This window comes from Streptomyces sp. NPDC001492, from assembly GCF_053597275.1.
Map to the genome: position 1 here is coordinate 104,770 of NZ_JBSFHW010000006.1, position 15,539 is coordinate 120,308.

26 protein-coding genes are annotated in these 15,539 nt (G+C 67.2%); all 26 read left to right on the top strand.

Annotated features, from left to right (window positions below):
• The first annotated feature begins 58 nt into the window (after positions 1-58).
• The 26 genes from ACWC1K_RS09950 to rplO all read left to right on the top strand — a co-directional run bounded on the left by ACWC1K_RS09950 (position 59) and on the right by rplO (position 15,408).
• Positions 59-1,486, top strand: coding sequence for an MFS transporter (locus ACWC1K_RS09950; protein WP_450829992.1), 1,428 nt, complete (start codon positions 59-61; stop codon positions 1,484-1,486).
• A 127-nt stretch (positions 1,487-1,613) separates the two neighbouring features.
• On the top strand, positions 1,614-2,420 hold the full coding sequence (locus tag ACWC1K_RS09955) for an AfsR/SARP family transcriptional regulator (RefSeq protein ID WP_450829993.1): 807 nt from the start codon (positions 1,614-1,616) through the stop codon (positions 2,418-2,420).
• A 145-nt stretch (positions 2,421-2,565) separates the two neighbouring features.
• Complete coding sequence (locus tag ACWC1K_RS09960; RefSeq protein WP_450829995.1) at positions 2,566-4,149, top strand: acyl-CoA carboxylase subunit beta; 1,584 nt, start codon at positions 2,566-2,568, stop codon at positions 4,147-4,149.
• A gap of 25 nt (positions 4,150-4,174) precedes the next feature.
• Positions 4,175-4,387 carry an acyl-CoA carboxylase epsilon subunit gene (locus ACWC1K_RS09965; RefSeq protein WP_450829997.1) on the top strand — a complete coding sequence of 71 codons (213 nt, stop codon included), beginning with the start codon at positions 4,175-4,177 and terminating at the stop codon, positions 4,385-4,387.
• Positions 4,388-4,401: 14 nt separating this feature from the next.
• Positions 4,402-5,043 carry a flavin reductase family protein gene (locus ACWC1K_RS09970; protein ID WP_450829999.1) on the top strand — a complete coding sequence of 214 codons (642 nt, stop codon included), beginning with the start codon at positions 4,402-4,404 and terminating at the stop codon, positions 5,041-5,043.
• 483 nt (positions 5,044-5,526) lie between these two features.
• Entirely contained in the window at positions 5,527-5,835 is a 309-nt protein-coding gene (rpsJ, locus tag ACWC1K_RS09975) for a 30S ribosomal protein S10 (protein ID WP_003948644.1), read from the top strand.
• A 17-nt stretch (positions 5,836-5,852) separates the two neighbouring features.
• Complete coding sequence (rplC, locus tag ACWC1K_RS09980) at positions 5,853-6,497, top strand: 50S ribosomal protein L3 (RefSeq protein WP_053753931.1); 645 nt, start codon at positions 5,853-5,855, stop codon at positions 6,495-6,497.
• Positions 6,498-6,504: 7 nt separating this feature from the next.
• Complete coding sequence (gene rplD, locus ACWC1K_RS09985) at positions 6,505-7,161, top strand: 50S ribosomal protein L4 (RefSeq protein WP_099930776.1); 657 nt, start codon at positions 6,505-6,507, stop codon at positions 7,159-7,161.
• Entirely contained in the window at positions 7,161-7,580 is a 420-nt protein-coding gene (gene rplW / locus ACWC1K_RS09990; RefSeq protein WP_099930777.1) for a 50S ribosomal protein L23, read from the top strand. The genes rplD and rplW overlap by 1 nt, the downstream gene beginning before the upstream one ends.
• 38 nt (positions 7,581-7,618) lie before the next feature.
• Positions 7,619-8,455, top strand: a complete 837-nt coding sequence (gene rplB / locus ACWC1K_RS09995; protein ID WP_007384068.1) for a 50S ribosomal protein L2 — start codon at positions 7,619-7,621, stop codon at positions 8,453-8,455.
• A 12-nt stretch (positions 8,456-8,467) separates the two neighbouring features.
• Positions 8,468-8,749 (top strand): 30S ribosomal protein S19, encoded by a 282-nt coding sequence (gene rpsS, locus ACWC1K_RS10000; RefSeq protein ID WP_351462482.1) that lies wholly within the window; start codon positions 8,468-8,470, stop codon positions 8,747-8,749.
• Between the two features lie 44 nt (positions 8,750-8,793).
• Positions 8,794-9,141 carry a 50S ribosomal protein L22 gene (rplV, locus tag ACWC1K_RS10005; RefSeq protein WP_003974262.1) on the top strand — a complete coding sequence of 116 codons (348 nt, stop codon included), beginning with the start codon at positions 8,794-8,796 and terminating at the stop codon, positions 9,139-9,141.
• Positions 9,141-9,971 (top strand): 30S ribosomal protein S3, encoded by an 831-nt coding sequence (gene rpsC / locus ACWC1K_RS10010; protein WP_030317320.1) that lies wholly within the window; start codon positions 9,141-9,143, stop codon positions 9,969-9,971. The genes rplV and rpsC overlap by 1 nt, the downstream gene beginning before the upstream one ends.
• Before the next feature lie 5 nt (positions 9,972-9,976).
• Entirely contained in the window at positions 9,977-10,396 is a 420-nt protein-coding gene (gene rplP / locus ACWC1K_RS10015; protein ID WP_009327094.1) for a 50S ribosomal protein L16, read from the top strand.
• Positions 10,396-10,620, top strand: a complete 225-nt coding sequence (rpmC, locus tag ACWC1K_RS10020; RefSeq protein ID WP_030930505.1) for a 50S ribosomal protein L29 — start codon at positions 10,396-10,398, stop codon at positions 10,618-10,620. The genes rplP and rpmC overlap by 1 nt, the downstream gene beginning before the upstream one ends.
• Complete coding sequence (rpsQ, locus tag ACWC1K_RS10025) at positions 10,620-10,910, top strand: 30S ribosomal protein S17 (protein WP_099930779.1); 291 nt, start codon at positions 10,620-10,622, stop codon at positions 10,908-10,910. The genes rpmC and rpsQ overlap by 1 nt, the downstream gene beginning before the upstream one ends.
• A gap of 209 nt (positions 10,911-11,119) precedes the next feature.
• On the top strand, positions 11,120-11,488 hold the full coding sequence (gene rplN, locus ACWC1K_RS10030) for a 50S ribosomal protein L14 (protein WP_003998823.1): 369 nt from the start codon (positions 11,120-11,122) through the stop codon (positions 11,486-11,488).
• 2 nt (positions 11,489-11,490) lie between these two features.
• A complete protein-coding gene (gene rplX / locus ACWC1K_RS10035) occupies positions 11,491-11,814 on the top strand; it encodes a 50S ribosomal protein L24 (RefSeq protein ID WP_030930498.1) in 324 nt (107 codons plus the stop codon).
• Positions 11,814-12,371, top strand: coding sequence for a 50S ribosomal protein L5 (gene rplE / locus ACWC1K_RS10040; protein ID WP_007494758.1), 558 nt, complete (start codon positions 11,814-11,816; stop codon positions 12,369-12,371). Before rplX ends, rplE begins: the two co-directional genes overlap by 1 nt.
• A gap of 5 nt (positions 12,372-12,376) precedes the next feature.
• Complete coding sequence (locus ACWC1K_RS10045; protein ID WP_003948630.1) at positions 12,377-12,562, top strand: type Z 30S ribosomal protein S14; 186 nt, start codon at positions 12,377-12,379, stop codon at positions 12,560-12,562.
• Between the two features lie 210 nt (positions 12,563-12,772).
• A complete protein-coding gene (rpsH, locus tag ACWC1K_RS10050) occupies positions 12,773-13,171 on the top strand; it encodes a 30S ribosomal protein S8 (RefSeq protein ID WP_030930492.1) in 399 nt (132 codons plus the stop codon).
• Between the two features lie 25 nt (positions 13,172-13,196).
• Positions 13,197-13,736 carry a 50S ribosomal protein L6 gene (gene rplF, locus ACWC1K_RS10055; RefSeq protein WP_351462481.1) on the top strand — a complete coding sequence of 180 codons (540 nt, stop codon included), beginning with the start codon at positions 13,197-13,199 and terminating at the stop codon, positions 13,734-13,736.
• A 3-nt stretch (positions 13,737-13,739) separates the two neighbouring features.
• On the top strand, positions 13,740-14,123 hold the full coding sequence (gene rplR, locus ACWC1K_RS10060; protein WP_007494754.1) for a 50S ribosomal protein L18: 384 nt from the start codon (positions 13,740-13,742) through the stop codon (positions 14,121-14,123).
• A gap of 36 nt (positions 14,124-14,159) precedes the next feature.
• Entirely contained in the window at positions 14,160-14,765 is a 606-nt protein-coding gene (gene rpsE / locus ACWC1K_RS10065) for a 30S ribosomal protein S5 (RefSeq protein WP_009190144.1), read from the top strand.
• A 2-nt stretch (positions 14,766-14,767) separates the two neighbouring features.
• Positions 14,768-14,950, top strand: coding sequence for a 50S ribosomal protein L30 (rpmD, locus tag ACWC1K_RS10070; protein WP_003974250.1), 183 nt, complete (start codon positions 14,768-14,770; stop codon positions 14,948-14,950).
• Between the two features lie 2 nt (positions 14,951-14,952).
• The gene (gene rplO / locus ACWC1K_RS10075) at positions 14,953-15,408 is read left to right on the top strand and encodes a 50S ribosomal protein L15 (protein ID WP_003974249.1); all 456 of its coding nucleotides are present in this window, start codon (positions 14,953-14,955) and stop codon (positions 15,406-15,408) included.
• The last annotated feature ends 131 nt before the right edge of the window (positions 15,409-15,539 follow it).

The window sequence follows — 15,539 nt, forward strand, 5'->3', positions numbered from 1 at the left end:
CTTCTTCGACGGCCACCACTCTTCCCCCCGGCCGTTGCCATTCCATGAAAGGTGTGTCATGTCTGCGCCAACTACGCAGGCCTCCGGTGTCTCCAGCGAGGCGCTCGCCGAGGATCCCGGACGCCGACGGCTGCTGCTCATCGGCCTCTCGCTCGGCTACTTCATGGTTCTCCTCGACACCAGTGTGGTGAACGTCGCCCTGCCCGCCATCCGCAGCGACATCGGCGGCGGACTGTCCGGGCTCCAGTGGGTGGTCAACGGATACACCCTGACCTTCGCCGCCCTGCTGCTCACGATGGGGGCGCTGTCCGACCGTTTCGGCGGGCGCCGGGTCTTCATCGTCGGCACCTGGGCCTTCCTGCTCGCGTCGCTGATCACGGTCTTCTCGCCCAATCTCGGCGTGTTGATCACCATGCGCGCCCTGCTCGGCGTCGCGGGAGCCGCGCTGCTGCCCTCCTCCATGGCCGTCATCGCCACCACCTTCACCGACCCGGCTCAACGCGCCCGCGCACTCGGCTCCTGGGCGGCCATCACCGGTGCCGCGCTGGCCGCCGGCCCGGTCCTCGGCGGCGTCCTCACCGACGCCCTCGGCTGGCGCAGCATCTTCGCCATCAACGTGCCCGTGGCGTTGGTCAGCGTGCTCGTCGCCCGCGCTCACGCGCCCGAGACCAAGCGGAACACCAGCCGTGGGGTGGACCTGCCCGGTCAGATCAGCGCGGTGCTCGCGCTTGCCGGGCTCACCTTCGCCGTGATCCAGAGCGAGAACCTCGGCTGGGGCTCGAAGCCCGTGCTGGGGGCGCTCGCCCTGGCCGTGGTGGCCGGGGTCGTCTTCCTGGTCGTGGAACGTCGGCCCGCCGGGCCGAGTGGCCCGATGCTCCCGCTGATGCTCTTCCGCAACGCCACCTTCTCGGCCAGCGTGCTCAACGGGCTGCTCGTCAACTTCGGCCTCTCCGGTCTGCTGTTCGTCATGTCCCTGTACTTCCAGCAGGCGCGTGACCTCTCCGCCCTGCTGGCCGGCTGCGCCTTCCTGCCGCTCACCCTGCCGACGGCCTTCAACCCCATCTACACGGGCCGCCTGGTCGCGCGATCCGGACCGCGCAAGCCCTCCGTTCTGGGCTTCGGGCTCCTGACGGCCGGTGCGGCCGTCCTCATCGGCGGTGTCACGGGGACGGGAACCGCGCACACCCTGCTGATCGGGATCGGCCTGCTGGCCTTCGGTTTCGGTGTGTCCTTCGCGATTCCCTCCCTGGTGACGGCGACTGTCTCGGCCACACCGAAGGAGCAGGTCGGCATCGCGTCCGGCGTGCTGAACTCCGCGCGCCAGACCGGTGCCGTCATCGGGGTCTCGGTACTCGGCTCGGTACTGCACGCGGCCGCCGACTCCACGGACGGCAGCCGCACCGCGCTGATCATCGCCACAGCGGCCCTCCTGCTCGGTCTGCTGCTGTCCCTCGCCTTCATCGGACGGAACAAGCAGTCGGCCTAGCCGACCGATCGGTTGCGTGCCGTCGGTGCTGTTCCTTCGGCATGCAACCGGCAAAACCGCCATGCAGAAGAAAATCAGGAGCATGACAATAGCGATTTGATCGTTCGCACCGGACCGGGGGAGAAGGATGTTGCACGTCAACATACTTGGCACGCTGAGCGCACGAATAGGCGAGAGGTCCGTCGAACCGACCGCTCTCAAACAGCGCAGAATTCTGGCTCTGCTCGCACTGTCCGGGGGGATGGTCTCCAACGACCAGCTCATCGAGGAGATCTGGGAGGAGATCCCGCCCAAAAGCGCGGTGACAGCACTTCAGACCTATGTGCTCGCCCTGCGCAAGCGCATCAGTGGCGCCGGCGTGGACGGAAAGCAGGTCCTTGTCACCCATGACGGGGGTTACCAGATCAGGCTCGCCGACGGCGGACTGGACGCCGACACCTTCGGGGAGCATGTGCAGACCGGTCACCGGCTCGCCGCCGCCCGGGACTTCCAGAGCGCGGTCGACGCGTATCGCATGGCGGAGAGTCTCTGGCGCGGCGGCCCGTTAACCGACGTGTCACCCGGCCCGCTCCTCGCCATCGAAGCAGCCCGCCTCGAAGAACTGCGCATCGGTGCGATCGAGGGACGCGTCGAGGCGGAGCTGCGACTGGGACGGCATCGCAGCGTCGTGAGCGAACTGAGCGCACTCACCGCTCAGCATCCGCTGCACGAACATCTCCACGCCCAGTACATCCTCGCCCTGCACCGCTCCGGCCGACGGGACCAGGCGCTCGCCGCGTACAGCCGAGTGCGGACGTCGTTGCGGCGGGAACTCGGTGTCGAGCCGTCGCCGCGGCTGTGGCACCTCCAGCGTGACGTGCTGATGGCCGAGAACCTCTCCATCAGCGCAGGCGACGAGCTCGGCGGATTCCCGGGCGGGCGGAAGTCCGCCTGAGCGGCGCAGGAGCACAGACCCGGTCGTGTCGAAATCCCCCGCGGCACGACCCGTGAGCGCCGGCCGGGCCCTGGGAGCCCCCGTCTCCAGCAGGGCCCGGCCGGCCGCTGCTCTTCCCCCCCGTTCCCCGTAGATACGGAGTGCCATGACTTCCCTGCTCGACGGACCGATCGCCGTTCGCGGAACCGGAGCGAGAGCGGCAGAACTCGGTGAACTGCGCAGAAAGGTGCTGGCCGGGCCGAGTGAGGCGGCGACCCTGGCGCAGCACGCGAAAGGAAAACTGACCGCACGCGAGCGCATCGGACTGCTGCTGGACGAGGACTCCTTCCAGGAGGTCGAGCCCCTGCGCCGGCACCGGGCGACCGGGTTCGGCCTGGAGGCCAGGAAGCCGTACACGGACGGTGTCATCACCGGCTGGGGCACGGTGGAGGGCCGTACGGTCTTCGTCTACGCCCACGACTTCCGCATCTTCGGCGGCGCGCTGGGCGAGGCCCACGCCACGAAGATCCACAAGATCATGGACATGGCCTTGGCCGCGGGCGCACCCTTGGTGTCGTTGAACGACGGCGCCGGCGCCCGGATCCAGGAGGGTGTCACGGCGCTGGCCGGCTACGGCGGCATCTTCCAGCGCAACACCAGGGCGTCCGGGGTCATCCCGCAGATCTCGGTGATGCTGGGCCCGTGCGCGGGCGGTGCGGCCTACAGTCCCGCCCTCACCGACTTCGTGTTCATGGTCCGCGAGACCTCGCAGATGTTCATCACCGGCCCGGACGTCGTCAAGGCCGTCACCGGTGAGCAGATCTCGCAGAACGGGCTCGGCGGCGCGGACGTGCACGCCGAGGTCTCGGGCGTGGCGCACTTCGCCTATGACGACGAGCGCTCGTGCCTCGAAGAGGTCCGGTTCCTGCTGTCGATGCTGCCGCAGAACAACCGGGAGACCCCGCCGCAGGAGTTGTCCGGGGACCCGGCCGACCGCCGCTGCGACGCGCTGCTCGACCTGGTACCGGCCGACGGCAACCGCCCGTACGACATGCGCAAGGTGATCGAGGAGCTGGCCGACGACGGCCAGTTCATGGAGATCCACGAGCGCTGGGCCACCAACGTGATCTGCGCGCTGACCCGGATGGACGGGCAGGTCGTGGGCATCGTCGCCAACCAGCCGCAGTCCCTGGCCGGGGTGCTCGACATCCACGCCTCGGAGAAGGCCGCGCGGTTCGTGCAGCTGTGCGACGCGTTCAACATCCCGCTCGTGACGCTCCTGGACGTGCCGGGCTTCCTGCCGGGCGTGGACCAGGAGCACGGCGGCATCATCCGCCACGGCGCGAAGCTGCTGTACGCCTACTGCAACGCCACCGTCCCGCGGATCTCGCTGGTCCTGCGCAAGGCCTACGGCGGCGCCTACATAGTGATGGACTCCCGCTCGGTGGGCGCGGACCTGGCCTTCGCATGGCCGACCAACGAGATCGCGGTGATGGGCGCGGAGGGTGCTGCCAACGTGATCTTCCGTCGTGACATCGCCGCCGCCGACGACCCCGAGGCCAAGCGCGTCGAGATGGTGCAGCACTACAAGGACGAGCTGATGCATCCCTACTACGCGGCCGAACGCGGCCTGGTCGACGACGTCATCGACCCCGTCGCCACCCGCGAGATCCTCATCCGGTCCCTGCGGATGCTCAGCACCAAGCACGCCGACCTCCCCGCCCGCAAACACGGCAACCCGCCCCAATAACCTCTCGGTACCGAGGAAGGCAGCGATGACTCCCGCCACCACGCCGATGGTCCAGATCGTCAAGGGCGAGCTCACTGACGACGAGCTCGCCGCACTCACCGCCGTGCTCCTGGCCCGCACGGCCGCGGCCCACCGGACGGCCCGGCCCCGACGCGCGCGCGGCGACCGGCACCCGCAGGCCGGCCGGCGCCGCCCGGAGCGCGCCGCCCTCTACCGCAACCCCGCCAGCCGGCCCTGACCGTGGAGACCTCCATGCCGAGTCGAGCCGTGAGCGACGGCGGGCCGCGCGAGTCGTTCGTCCCGGAGCGGATGACCGCCCGGGAGTTCTACGGCCTCCTCACCGCCCTGGTCGTGCCGCGGCCGATCGCGTGGGTGTCGACGATCGGACGTGACGGGGTCGACAATCTGGCGCCGCACTCGTTCTTCACCGTCGCCTCCGTGGAGCCGCCCGTCGTGCAGTTCACCTCGGTGGGGCTCAAGGACACGTTGCGCAACGTCGAGGAGACCGGCGAGTTCGTCATCAACCTGGCCTGCGAGAAGGACTTCGAGACGATCAACGCCACGGCCACGGACTTCCCACGCGCGATCAGCGAGTTCGAGGCCCTCGGCATCCGACGGGAGCCGAGCCTGTCGGTCCGGCCGCCCCGGGTCGCGGGGGCACCGGCCGTGCTGGAGTGCGCGCTGCACAGCACTCTGCGGATCGGTGACTCCACTCTCGTCTTCGGACGAGTGCTGCACGCCGCCGTCCACCGGGAGGCGCTCGTCGACGGGCATCCGGACAGCGCCCGGCTGCGGCCGCTGGCGCGGCTCGGCAAGGACGAGTGGGCCACGCTGGGTGCGGTGCACGAGATCAAGCGGGTCCGCTACGCCCCCGGGCCCGACACCTCCCGCTGACCGCGGACGGAGCAGATGGGCCGGTCGGGGGCCGACAGCGGGCCTGGGCACCGCGTAGCCCGGGGCGGAACAGGTCCACAGAGGCTCGTACGGAGGCACTCGTGTTTGACCTGCGTCACTCTCGGGGTAAGGTCTCCGGCTCGATTGGCCAGGCCTGTGCCCTGTATGGCAGACTGTCGGAGTTGCTCGGTCGAGTGTTGATGCTGCGCGCCTCCCGCCGGGGGGACCGGAAGCGAGTCCCACAGTACTCGTCGCCCTAACTGCCGTAAGGCAGCACTGGGGCGGACGTACGGGAATCTTCCGGGAAGTGCAGTGCGGCACTGGCCAGGCACCCGGGTGAACCTCTTTCCCAGGCAAGGGATGTCCGAACAAGGGACATCTGTGTCAGCGGAAGCGCGACACGCCCGACCGCGTGGGTCGGCGAAGGAGCGTACGGAGGGCCGGGTTCCAGAGCGTGAAGAGACAAAGGACTACTGAGTAGCCATGGCGGGACAGAAGATCCGCATCCGGCTCAAGGCCTACGACCACGAGGTCATCGACTCCTCGGCGAAGAAGATCGTCGAGACGGTGACGCGTACTGGTGCGTCGGTCGCGGGCCCGGTGCCGCTGCCCACTGAGAAGAACGTGTACTGCGTCATCAAGTCGCCGCACAAGTACAAGGACTCGCGCGAGCACTTCGAGATGCGCACGCACAAGCGCCTGATCGACATCCTCGACCCGACGCCCAAGACCGTTGACTCTCTGATGCGACTCGACCTCCCGGCCGGTGTCGACATCGAGATCAAGCTCTGAGGGTCGGTGATCTGAGAATGGCTAAGCAGATCAAGGGCATCCTGGGCGAGAAGCTCGGCATGACGCAGGTGTGGGACGAGAACAACCGTGTTGTTCCGGTCACCGTCGTCAAGGCCGGCCCGAACGTCGTCACCCAGGTGCGTACGAACGACAGCGACGGCTACGAGTCCGTCCAGATCGCCTTCGGCGAGATCGACCCGCGCAAGGTGAACAAGCCCCTCAAGGGCCACTTCGCCAAGGCCGACGTCACTCCCCGCCGCCACCTCGTCGAGATCCGTACCGCTGACGCCAGCGAGTACACCCTCGGCCAGGAGATCACCGCCGAGGTGTTCGAGGCCGGCATCAAGGTCGACGTGACCGGCAAGAGCAAGGGCAAGGGCTTCGCCGGTGTCATGAAGCGTCACAACTTCAAGGGCCTCGGCGCCGGACACGGCACCCAGCGCAAGCACCGCTCTCCCGGTTCCATCGGTGGCTGCGCCACCCCGGGCCGTGTGTTCAAGGGCCTCCGCATGGCGGGTCGCATGGGCAACGAGCGTGTCACCACCCAGAACCTGACCGTCCACGCCGTTGACGCGGAGAAGGGTCTGCTGCTCATCAAGGGCGCGGTTCCCGGTCCGAACGGCGGCCTCGTCCTGGTCCGCACCGCGGCCAAGGGGGCCTGAGGTACCGATGAGCACTGTTGACATCCTTTCGCCTGCCGGCGAGAAGACCGGTTCCGTCGAGCTCCCTGCGGAGATCTTCGGCGTGGAGAAGGTCAGCATCCCGCTGATCCACCAGGTCGTCGTCGCGCAGAACGCGGCTGCCCGCCAGGGCACGCACAAGACGAAGACCCGTGGCGAGGTCCGTGGTGGCGGCAAGAAGCCGTACCGCCAGAAGGGCACCGGCCGCGCCCGTCAGGGCTCGACCCGCGCGCCGCAGTTCGCCGGTGGTGGCGTCGTGCACGGTCCCGTGCCGCGTGACTACTCGCAGCGGACCCCGAAGAAGATGAAGGCTGCCGCGCTGCGTCACGCCCTCACCGACCGGGCCCGCCACAACCGCATCCACGTCGTCACCGGCGTGATCGAGGGCGAGACCCCCTCCACGAAGGCCGCCAAGACGCTGTTCGGCAAGATCTCGGAGCGCAAGAACCTGCTCCTGGTCGTCGACCGCGCCGACGAGGCCGCGTGGCTGTCCGCCCGCAACCTGCCCCAGGTCCACATCCTGGAGCCGGGCCAGCTGAACACGTACGACGTGATCGTCTCGGACGACGTGGTCTTCACCCAGGCCGCTCTCGAGTCCTTCGTCGCCGGCCCGAAGGCCAACGACACCGAAGGGAGCGAGGCCTGATGGCTACGCGTCACCCGAGCATTGCCTCCAAGGCTGCGAAGGCCGCCAAGGCCGCGCGCGTCGCCAAGGCGCGTCGCCACGCCGCCGAGGGCAAGAACACCGTCGAGACCCCGCTGAGCAAGTCGTACACGGACCCCCGTGACGTCCTGCTGAAGCCGGTCGTCTCCGAGAAGAGCTACGCCCTTCTCGACGAGAACAAGTACACGTTCATCGTCGACCCGAGTGCCAACAAGACCCAGATCAAGCAGGCCGTCCAGGCGGTCTTCTCGGTCAAGGTCACCGGGGTCAACACGATCAACCGCATCGGCAAGCGCAAGCGGACCCGCACCGGCTTCGGCCAGCGCGCGGCGACCAAGCGCGCGATCGTGACCCTCGCCGAGGGCGACCGTATCGACATCTTCGGCGGTCCGACCGCGTAAGCGGGTCGGATCGTCCGATATCGGACGAGGACTGAGAAATGGGAATCCGCAAGTACAAGCCGACTACGCCGGGCCGTCGTGGCTCCAGCGTCGCCGACTTCGTCGAGGTCACGCGGTCCACGCCGGAGAAGTCGCTGGTCCGCCCGCTGCACAGCAAGGGCGGCCGTAACAACGCCGGTCGTGTGACCGTTCGCCACCAGGGTGGCGGACACAAGCGCGCCTACCGCGTGATCGACTTCCGTCGTCACGACAAGGACGGCGTGCCGGCGAAGGTCGCGCACATCGAGTACGACCCCAACCGCACCGCGCGCATCGCGCTGCTGCACTACGCGGACGGCGAGAAGCGCTACATCCTCGCCCCGCGCAACCTGCAGCAGGGTGACCGCGTCGAGAACGGTCCCGGGGCCGACATCAAGCCGGGCAACAACCTGGCGCTCCGCAACATCCCGGTCGGTACCACGATCCACGCGATCGAGCTCCGTCCCGGTGGCGGCGCCAAGTTCGCCCGCTCCGCCGGTGCCTCCGTGCAGCTGCTCGCGAAGGAGGGCACGATGGCCCACCTCCGCATGCCGTCCGGTGAGATCCGCCTGGTCGACCAGCGCTGCCGCGCCACGGTCGGCGAGGTCGGCAACGCCGAGCAGAGCAACATCAACTGGGGCAAGGCCGGCCGCAAGCGCTGGCTGGGCGTCCGCCCGACCGTTCGCGGTGTGGCGATGAACCCGGTTGACCACCCCCACGGTGGTGGTGAGGGCAAGACCTCCGGTGGTCGCCACCCGGTCAGCCCCTGGGGTCAGAAGGAGGGTCGTACTCGTTCGCCCAAGAAGGCGTCGAACAAGTACATCGTCCGCCGCCGCAAGACGAACAAGAAGCGCTAGGAGCGGGTTTAGATGCCGCGCAGTCTCAAGAAGGGGCCCTTCGTCGACGAGCACCTCGCCAAGAAGGTGGATGCTCAGAACGAAGCCGGCACCAAGAACGTCATCAAGACCTGGTCCCGTCGCTCGATGATCGTCCCGGCCATGCTCGGCCACACGATCGCGGTGCACAACGGCAAGACCCACATCCCGGTGTTCGTCACCGAGTCGATGGTCGGCCACAAGCTCGGCGAGTTCTCGCCGACGCGCACCTTCCGGGGCCACGTCAAGGACGACCGGAAGTCGAAGCGCCGCTAGTAGCGGATCGCATTCAGACACGTAAGTAACTGAGAGGGACAACCATGGAAGCCAGGGCCCAGGCGCGGTACATCCGCGTTACGCCCATGAAGGCCCGCCGCGTGGTGGACCTTATCCGTGGCATGGATGCCACGGAGGCTCAGGCTGTTCTGCGATTCGCTCCGCAGGCAGCCTCCGTGCCCGTCGGCAAGGTGCTTGACAGCGCCATCGCCAACGCCGCGCACAACTACGACCACACCGACGCCGACAGCCTCTTCATCTCCGAGGCGTACGTCGACGAGGGCCCGACCCTGAAGCGGTTCCGTCCGCGTGCCCAGGGCCGTGCCTACCGGATCCGCAAGCGGACCAGCCACATCACCGTGGTCGTCAGCAGCAAGGAAGGAACCCGGTAATGGGCCAGAAGGTTAACCCGCATGGGTTCCGGCTCGGTGTCACCACGGACTTCAAGTCCCGGTGGTACGCCGACAAGCTGTACAAGGACTACGTCAAGGAAGACGTCGCCATCCGTCGGATGATGACGTCCGGCATGGAGCGCGCCGGTATCTCGAAGGTGGAGATCGAGCGCACCCGTGACCGCGTGCGGGTGGACATCCACACCGCTCGTCCGGGCATCGTCATCGGCCGCCGTGGCGCCGAGGCCGACCGCATCCGCGGTGACCTCGAGAAGCTCACGGGCAAGCAGGTCCAGCTGAACATCCTCGAGGTCAAGAACCCCGAGACGGACGCTCAGCTGGTTGCTCAGGCCGTTGCCGAGCAGCTCTCCTCCCGCGTCTCCTTCCGCCGTGCCATGCGCAAGAGCATGCAGTCGGCGATGAAGGCCGGCGCCAAGGGCATCAAGATCCAGTGCGGTGGCCGCCTCGGCGGCGCCGAGATGTCCCGCTCGGAGTTCTACCGCGAGGGCCGTGTGCCCCTGCACACGCTCCGCGCGAACGTGGACTACGGCTTCTTCGAGGCCAAGACGACCTTCGGCCGCATCGGTGTGAAGGTCTGGATCTACAAGGGCGACGTCAAGAACATCGCCGAGGTCCGCGCCGAGAACGCTGCGGCCCGTGCGGGTAACCGCCCGGCCCGTGGTGGCGCCGACCGCCCGGCCCGTGGTGGCCGTGGTGGCGAGCGCGGCGGACGCGGTCGTAAGCCGCAGCAGGCTGCCGGCGCCGAGGCCCCCAAGGCCGAGGCCCCCGCCGCCGCCGCTCCGGCTGAGAGCACCGGAACGGAGGCCTGACCGACATGCTGATCCCCCGTAGGGTCAAGCACCGCAAGCAGCACCACCCGAAGCGCTCCGGCGCTGCCAAGGGCGGCACGCAGGTTGCGTTCGGCGAGTACGGCATCCAGGCGCTCACCCCGGCGTACGTGACGAACCGTCAGATCGAGGCCGCTCGTATCGCCATGACGCGTCACATCAAGCGTGGTGGCAAGGTCTGGATCAACATCTACCCGGACCGTCCCCTCACCAAGAAGCCTGCCGAGACCCGCATGGGTTCCGGTAAGGGTTCTCCGGAGTGGTGGATCGCCAACGTCAAGCCCGGACGCGTGATGTTCGAGCTGTCGTACCCCAACGAGAAGATTGCGCGTGAGGCCCTCACTCGTGCCGCTCACAAGCTGCCGATGAAGTGCCGGATCGTCAAGCGCGAGGCAGGTGAAGCGTGATGTCGGCCGGTACCAAGGCGTCCGAGCTGCGCGAGCTGGGCAACGAGGAGCTTCTGGCGAAGCTCCGCGAGTCCAAGGAAGAGCTGTTCAACCTCCGCTTCCAGGCGGCGACGGGTCAGCTCGAGAACCACGGCCGTCTGAAGGCGGTCCGTAAGGACATCGCGCGGATCTACACCCTGATGCGCGAGCGTGAGCTGGGCATCGAAACGGTGGAGAACGCCTGATGAGCGAGAGCAATGTGACTGAAGAGCAGACGACCGAGGCACGTGGCGCCCGCAAGACCCGTGAGGGTCTCGTCGTCAGCGACAAGATGGACAAGACCGTCGTCGTCGCTGTCGAGGACCGCGTGAAGCACGCGCTGTACGGCAAGGTCATCCGCCGTACGAACAAGCTCAAGGCGCACGACGAGCAGAACGCCGCGGGTGTCGGCGACCGTGTCCTCCTCGCGGAGACCCGGCCGCTGTCCGCGACGAAGCGCTGGCGCGTCGTCGAGATCCTCGAGAAGGCGAAGTAATAAGCGGGGGCTTCGCCCCCGCTGACCCCCGCTGGGGGCTCCGCCCCCAGGCCCCCGGGCCTGGCCGCGGTGAGGCCCCCGGCGCGGGTTTCCGCCCGAAGAGGCGCAAGTAATTCCTGCTGGGGTATCCCGGCAGGACGGTTCCGCCAGGCTCGCAGGCTCGCCCCGAAGGGGTCCTGCGGGAACCGGCAGACAAACAGGAGATAGACGTGATCCAGCAGGAGTCGCGACTGCGTGTCGCCGACAACACTGGTGCGAAGGAAATCCTTTGCATCCGTGTGCTCGGTGGCTCCGGTCGCCGCTACGCGGGCATCGGTGACGTCATCGTCGCCACCGTCAAGGACGCGATCCCCGGTGGCAACGTGAAGAAGGGTGACGTCGTCAAGGCGGTCATCGTTCGCACCGTCAAGGAGCGCCGCCGTCCGGACGGCTCGTACATCCGCTTCGACGAGAACGCCGCCGTCATTCTGAAGAACGACGGTGACCCTCGCGGCACCCGCATCTTCGGCCCGGTCGGGCGTGAGCTGCGCGAGAAGAAGTTCATGAAGATCATCTCGCTGGCTCCGGAGGTGCTGTAAGCATGAAGATCAAGAAGGGCGACCTGGTCCAGGTCATCACCGGCAAGGACAAGGGCAAGCAGGGCAAGGTCATTGCCGCTTACCCGCGCGAGGAGCGCGTCCTGGTCGAGGGTGTCAACCGGGTCAAGAAGCACACCAAGGCCGGTCCGACCGCCAGCGGTTCGCAGGCCGGCGGCATCGTCACGACCGAGGCGCCGATCCACGTCTCCAACGTCCAGCTGGTCGTTGAGAAGGACGGCAACAAGGTCGTCACGCGTGTCGGTTACCGCTTCGACGACGAGGGCAACAAGATCCGCGTTGCCAAGCGGACGGGTGAGGACATCTGATGGCTACCACCACCACTCCGCGTCTCAAGACGAAGTACCGCGAGGAGATCGCGGGCAAGCTGCGTGACGAGTTCAAGTACGAGAACGTCATGCAGATCCCCGGCCTCGTCAAGATCGTGGTCAACATGGGTGTGGGCGACGCCGCCCGCGACTCCAAGCTGATCGAGGGCGCCATCCGCGACCTCACCACGATCACCGGTCAGAAGCCGGCCGTCACCAAGGCCCGCAAGTCCATCGCGCAGTTCAAGCTGCGTGAGGGCCAGCCGATCGGTGCTCACGTCACGCTCCGTGGCGACCGCATGTGGGAGTTCCTGGACCGCACCCTGTCGCTCGCGCTCCCGCGCATCCGCGACTTCCGTGGTCTGTCCCCCAAGCAGTTCGACGGCCGTGGCAACTACACCTTCGGTCTCACCGAGCAGGTCATGTTCCACGAGATCGACCAGGACAAGATCGACCGCGTCCGGGGTATGGACATCACCGTGGTGACCACGGCGACCAACGACGCTGAGGGCCGTGCGCTCCTTCGTCACCTCGGCTTCCCCTTCAAGGAGGCGTGAGCGAGATGGCGAAGAAGGCTCTGATCGCGAAGGCTGCTCGCAAGCCCAAGTTCGGCGTGCGTGGTTACACGCGCTGCCAGCGCTGCGGCCGTCCCCACTCCGTGTACCGCAAGTTCGGCCTGTGCCGCGTGTGCCTTCGTGAGATGGCTCACCGTGGCGAGCTGCCGGGCGTGACCAAGAGCTCCTGGTAATCCCCTACTTGGGGATACCTGAAGCTCTCGGTAAGCAAAGGGTTTGGTCAGGGGCCCACCTCTCCATGGCTTAGGCTTGGAGGGTTGGGCGCCCTGACGCCCGTACGACTTACTACGCCGTAGGTCCACCGCACCGCACCCGCCTCGTCTCGGATCGAGGAGAGGGATGGGCACCTGGAAACCCCGGCGAGAGAGGCCGAAGGCCAATTCATGACCATGACTGATCCGATCGCAGACATGCTTACGCGTCTGCGGAACGCGAACTCGGCATACCACGACTCCGTGTCGATGCCGGCATCGAAGATCAAGTCGCACATCGCGGAGATCCTCCAGCAGGAGGGCTTCATCACGGGCTGGAAGGTCGAGGACGCCGAGGTCGGCAAGAACCTCGTCCTCGAGCTGAAGTTCGGCCCGAACCGTGAGCGCTCCATCGCGGGCATCAAGCGGATCTCCAAGCCCGGTCTCCGGGTGTACGCGAAGTCCACCAACCTGCCGAAGGTGCTCGGCGGCCTGGGCGTGGCGATCATCTCCACGTCGCACGGTCTCCTCACCGACAAGCAGGCCGGCAAGAAGGGCGTAGGCGGAGAAGTCCTCGCCTACGTCTGGTAGCGGAAAGGAATCGGAGGAAACAGCTATGTCGCGTATTGGCAAGCTCCCCATCACGGTTCCCGCCGGCGTGGACGTCACCATCGACGGCCAGACGGTCTCGGTCAAGGGCCCCAAGGGCTCGCTGACCCACACCGTCGCGGCGCCGATCGAGATCGCCAAGGGTGAGGACGGCGTTCTGAACGTCACCCGCCCCAACGACGAGCGTCAGAGCAAGGCCCTGCACGGCCTGTCCCGCACGCTGGTGGCGAACATGATCACCGGCGTGACCCAGGGTTACGTGAAGAAGCTCGAGATCAGCGGTGTCGGTTACCGCGTGACCGCCAAGGGTTCGAACCTGGAGTTCGCTCTCGGCTACAGCCACCCGATCACCGTCGAGGCCCCCGAGGGCATCACCTTCAAGGTGGAGGCCCCCACCCGGTTCTCGGTCGAGGGCATCGACAAGCAGAAGGTCGGCGAGGTTGCGGCCAACATCCGCAAGCTGCGCAAGCCCGACCCGTACAAGGCCAAGGGCGTCAAGTACGAGGGCGAAGTCATCCGCCGCAAGGTCGGAAAGGCGGGTAAGTAAGCCATGGCATACGGACAGAAGATCCTTAAGGGCGACGCCTACAAGCGCGCCGCGATCAAGCGCCGCCACATCCGGATCCGTAAGCACATCAACGGAACGGCGGAGCGTCCGCGTCTGGTCGTTACCCGCTCGAACCGCCACATCGTGGCCCAGGTGATCGACGACATCAAGGGTCACACCCTTGCGTCGGCGTCCACCCTGGACACCTCGATCCGCGGTGGCGAGGGCGACAAGTCCGCGCAGGCCAAGCAGGTCGGTGCCCTGGTCGCCGAGCGCGCCAAGGCCGCCGGTGTCGAGGCCGTCGTATTCGACCGTGGTGGCAACCAGTACGCCGGGCGCATCGCCGCCCTGGCGGACGCCGCCCGCGAAGCCGGGCTCAAGTTCTGAGCCGCTCGTAGCTAGCGGAAAGAGAGAGGTAATCCAATGGCTGGACCCCAGCGCCGCGGTGGCGGTGCCGGTGGCGGCGAGCGGCGGGACCGTAAGGGTCGTGACGGTGGCGCAGCCGCCGCCGAGAAGACTGCTTACGTTGAGCGTGTCGTCGCGATCAACCGTGTCGCCAAGGTTGTGAAGGGTGGTCGTCGCTTCAGCTTCACCGCGCTGGTCGTGGTGGGCGACGGTGACGGCACCGTGGGTGTCGGTTACGGCAAGGCCAAGGAGGTGCCGGCCGCCATCGCCAAGGGTGTTGAGGAGGCCAAGAAGCACTTCTTCAAGGTCCCCCGTATCCAGGGCACCATCCCGCACCCCATCCAGGGTGAGAAGGCTGCCGGCGTCGTGCTGCTCAAGCCCGCGTCCCCCGGTACCGGTGTTATCGCCGGTGGTCCGGTGCGTGCCGTGCTCGAGTGCGCCGGTATCCACGACGTGCTGTCGAAGTCGCTCGGCTCCGACAACGCGATCAACATCGTGCACGCGACCGTGGAGGCCCTGAAGGGTCTGCAGCGTCCCGAGGAGATCGCGGCCCGCCGTGGTCTGCCCCTCGAGGACGTCGCCCCCGCGGCTCTGCTGCGTGCGCGTGCCGGGGCGGGTGCGTAATCATGGCGCAGCTCAAGATCACGCAGGTCAAGTCCTACATCGGCAGCAAGCAGAACCACCGTGACACCCTGCGTTCCCTTGGTCTCAAGGGCATCAACACGCAGGTCGTCAAGGAGGACCGCCCCGAGTTCCGCGGCATGGTGCACACCGTCCGCCACCTCGTGACGGTCGAGGAGGTCGACTGATCATGGCGGAGAACAACCCGCTCAAGATCCACAACCTCCGTCCCGCCCCGGGCGCCAAGACCGCCAAGACCCGTGTGGGTCGTGGTGAGGCGTCGAAGGGTAAGACGGCCGGTCGTGGTACCAAGGGTACGAAGGCCCGTTACCAGGTTCCGGAGCGCTTCGAGGGTGGCCAGATGCCCCTCCACATGCGTCTTCCGAAGCTGAAGGGCTTCAAGAACCCGTTCAAGACCGAGTTCCAGGTCGTGAACCTCGACAAGCTGGCCGCGCTCTACCCCGAGGGTGGCGAGGTCACCGTCGAGGGTCTGGTGGCCAAGGGTGCCGTTCGCAAGAACAGCCTCGTCAAGGTCCTCGGCCAGGGCGAGATCTCCGTGGCGCTGCAGGTGACGGTGGACGCCGTCTCCGGCTCCGCCAAGGAGAAGATCACCGCCGCCGGCGGCACCGTCACCGAGCTCGTCTGAGCTTTTCGGACGTCTCGATGACGTAAGCAGTCCCGACCGGGGATACCTCACAATGGGGTATCCCCGGTCGGTCGTTCCAAGGGGAGCCGTGCCGCCGGTAAGGTAGCCTGCACTGTTCTTTTTTGTATCCG

Coding starts and splice junctions, on each gene's coding strand:
- ACWC1K_RS09970 (WP_450829999.1), top strand. CDS start 4,402: ATGCCGAGTCGAGCCGTGAGCGACGGCGGGCCGCGCGAGTCGTTCGTC.
- rpsS (WP_351462482.1), top strand. CDS start 8,468: ATGCCGCGCAGTCTCAAGAAGGGGCCCTTCGTCGACGAGCACCTCGCC.
- rpmD (WP_003974250.1), top strand. CDS start 14,768: ATGGCGCAGCTCAAGATCACGCAGGTCAAGTCCTACATCGGCAGCAAG.
- ACWC1K_RS09960 (WP_450829995.1), top strand. CDS start 2,566: ATGACTTCCCTGCTCGACGGACCGATCGCCGTTCGCGGAACCGGAGCG.
- rpsC (WP_030317320.1), top strand. CDS start 9,141: ATGGGCCAGAAGGTTAACCCGCATGGGTTCCGGCTCGGTGTCACCACG.
- ACWC1K_RS09955 (WP_450829993.1), top strand. CDS start 1,614: ATGTTGCACGTCAACATACTTGGCACGCTGAGCGCACGAATAGGCGAG.
- rplR (WP_007494754.1), top strand. CDS start 13,740: ATGGCATACGGACAGAAGATCCTTAAGGGCGACGCCTACAAGCGCGCC.
- rplW (WP_099930777.1), top strand. CDS start 7,161: ATGGCTACGCGTCACCCGAGCATTGCCTCCAAGGCTGCGAAGGCCGCC.
- ACWC1K_RS09950 (WP_450829992.1), top strand. CDS start 59: ATGTCTGCGCCAACTACGCAGGCCTCCGGTGTCTCCAGCGAGGCGCTC.
- rplD (WP_099930776.1), top strand. CDS start 6,505: ATGAGCACTGTTGACATCCTTTCGCCTGCCGGCGAGAAGACCGGTTCC.
- rplX (WP_030930498.1), top strand. CDS start 11,491: ATGAAGATCAAGAAGGGCGACCTGGTCCAGGTCATCACCGGCAAGGAC.
- rplC (WP_053753931.1), top strand. CDS start 5,853: ATGGCTAAGCAGATCAAGGGCATCCTGGGCGAGAAGCTCGGCATGACG.
- rplF (WP_351462481.1), top strand. CDS start 13,197: ATGTCGCGTATTGGCAAGCTCCCCATCACGGTTCCCGCCGGCGTGGAC.
- rpsJ (WP_003948644.1), top strand. CDS start 5,527: ATGGCGGGACAGAAGATCCGCATCCGGCTCAAGGCCTACGACCACGAG.
- rpsH (WP_030930492.1), top strand. CDS start 12,773: ATGACCATGACTGATCCGATCGCAGACATGCTTACGCGTCTGCGGAAC.
- rpmC (WP_030930505.1), top strand. CDS start 10,396: ATGTCGGCCGGTACCAAGGCGTCCGAGCTGCGCGAGCTGGGCAACGAG.
- ACWC1K_RS09965 (WP_450829997.1), top strand. CDS start 4,175: ATGACTCCCGCCACCACGCCGATGGTCCAGATCGTCAAGGGCGAGCTC.
- rplO (WP_003974249.1), top strand. CDS start 14,953: ATGGCGGAGAACAACCCGCTCAAGATCCACAACCTCCGTCCCGCCCCG.
- rplE (WP_007494758.1), top strand. CDS start 11,814: ATGGCTACCACCACCACTCCGCGTCTCAAGACGAAGTACCGCGAGGAG.
- ACWC1K_RS10045 (WP_003948630.1), top strand. CDS start 12,377: ATGGCGAAGAAGGCTCTGATCGCGAAGGCTGCTCGCAAGCCCAAGTTC.
- rpsQ (WP_099930779.1), top strand. CDS start 10,620: ATGAGCGAGAGCAATGTGACTGAAGAGCAGACGACCGAGGCACGTGGC.
- rpsE (WP_009190144.1), top strand. CDS start 14,160: ATGGCTGGACCCCAGCGCCGCGGTGGCGGTGCCGGTGGCGGCGAGCGG.
- rplB (WP_007384068.1), top strand. CDS start 7,619: ATGGGAATCCGCAAGTACAAGCCGACTACGCCGGGCCGTCGTGGCTCC.
- rplP (WP_009327094.1), top strand. CDS start 9,977: ATGCTGATCCCCCGTAGGGTCAAGCACCGCAAGCAGCACCACCCGAAG.
- rplV (WP_003974262.1), top strand. CDS start 8,794: ATGGAAGCCAGGGCCCAGGCGCGGTACATCCGCGTTACGCCCATGAAG.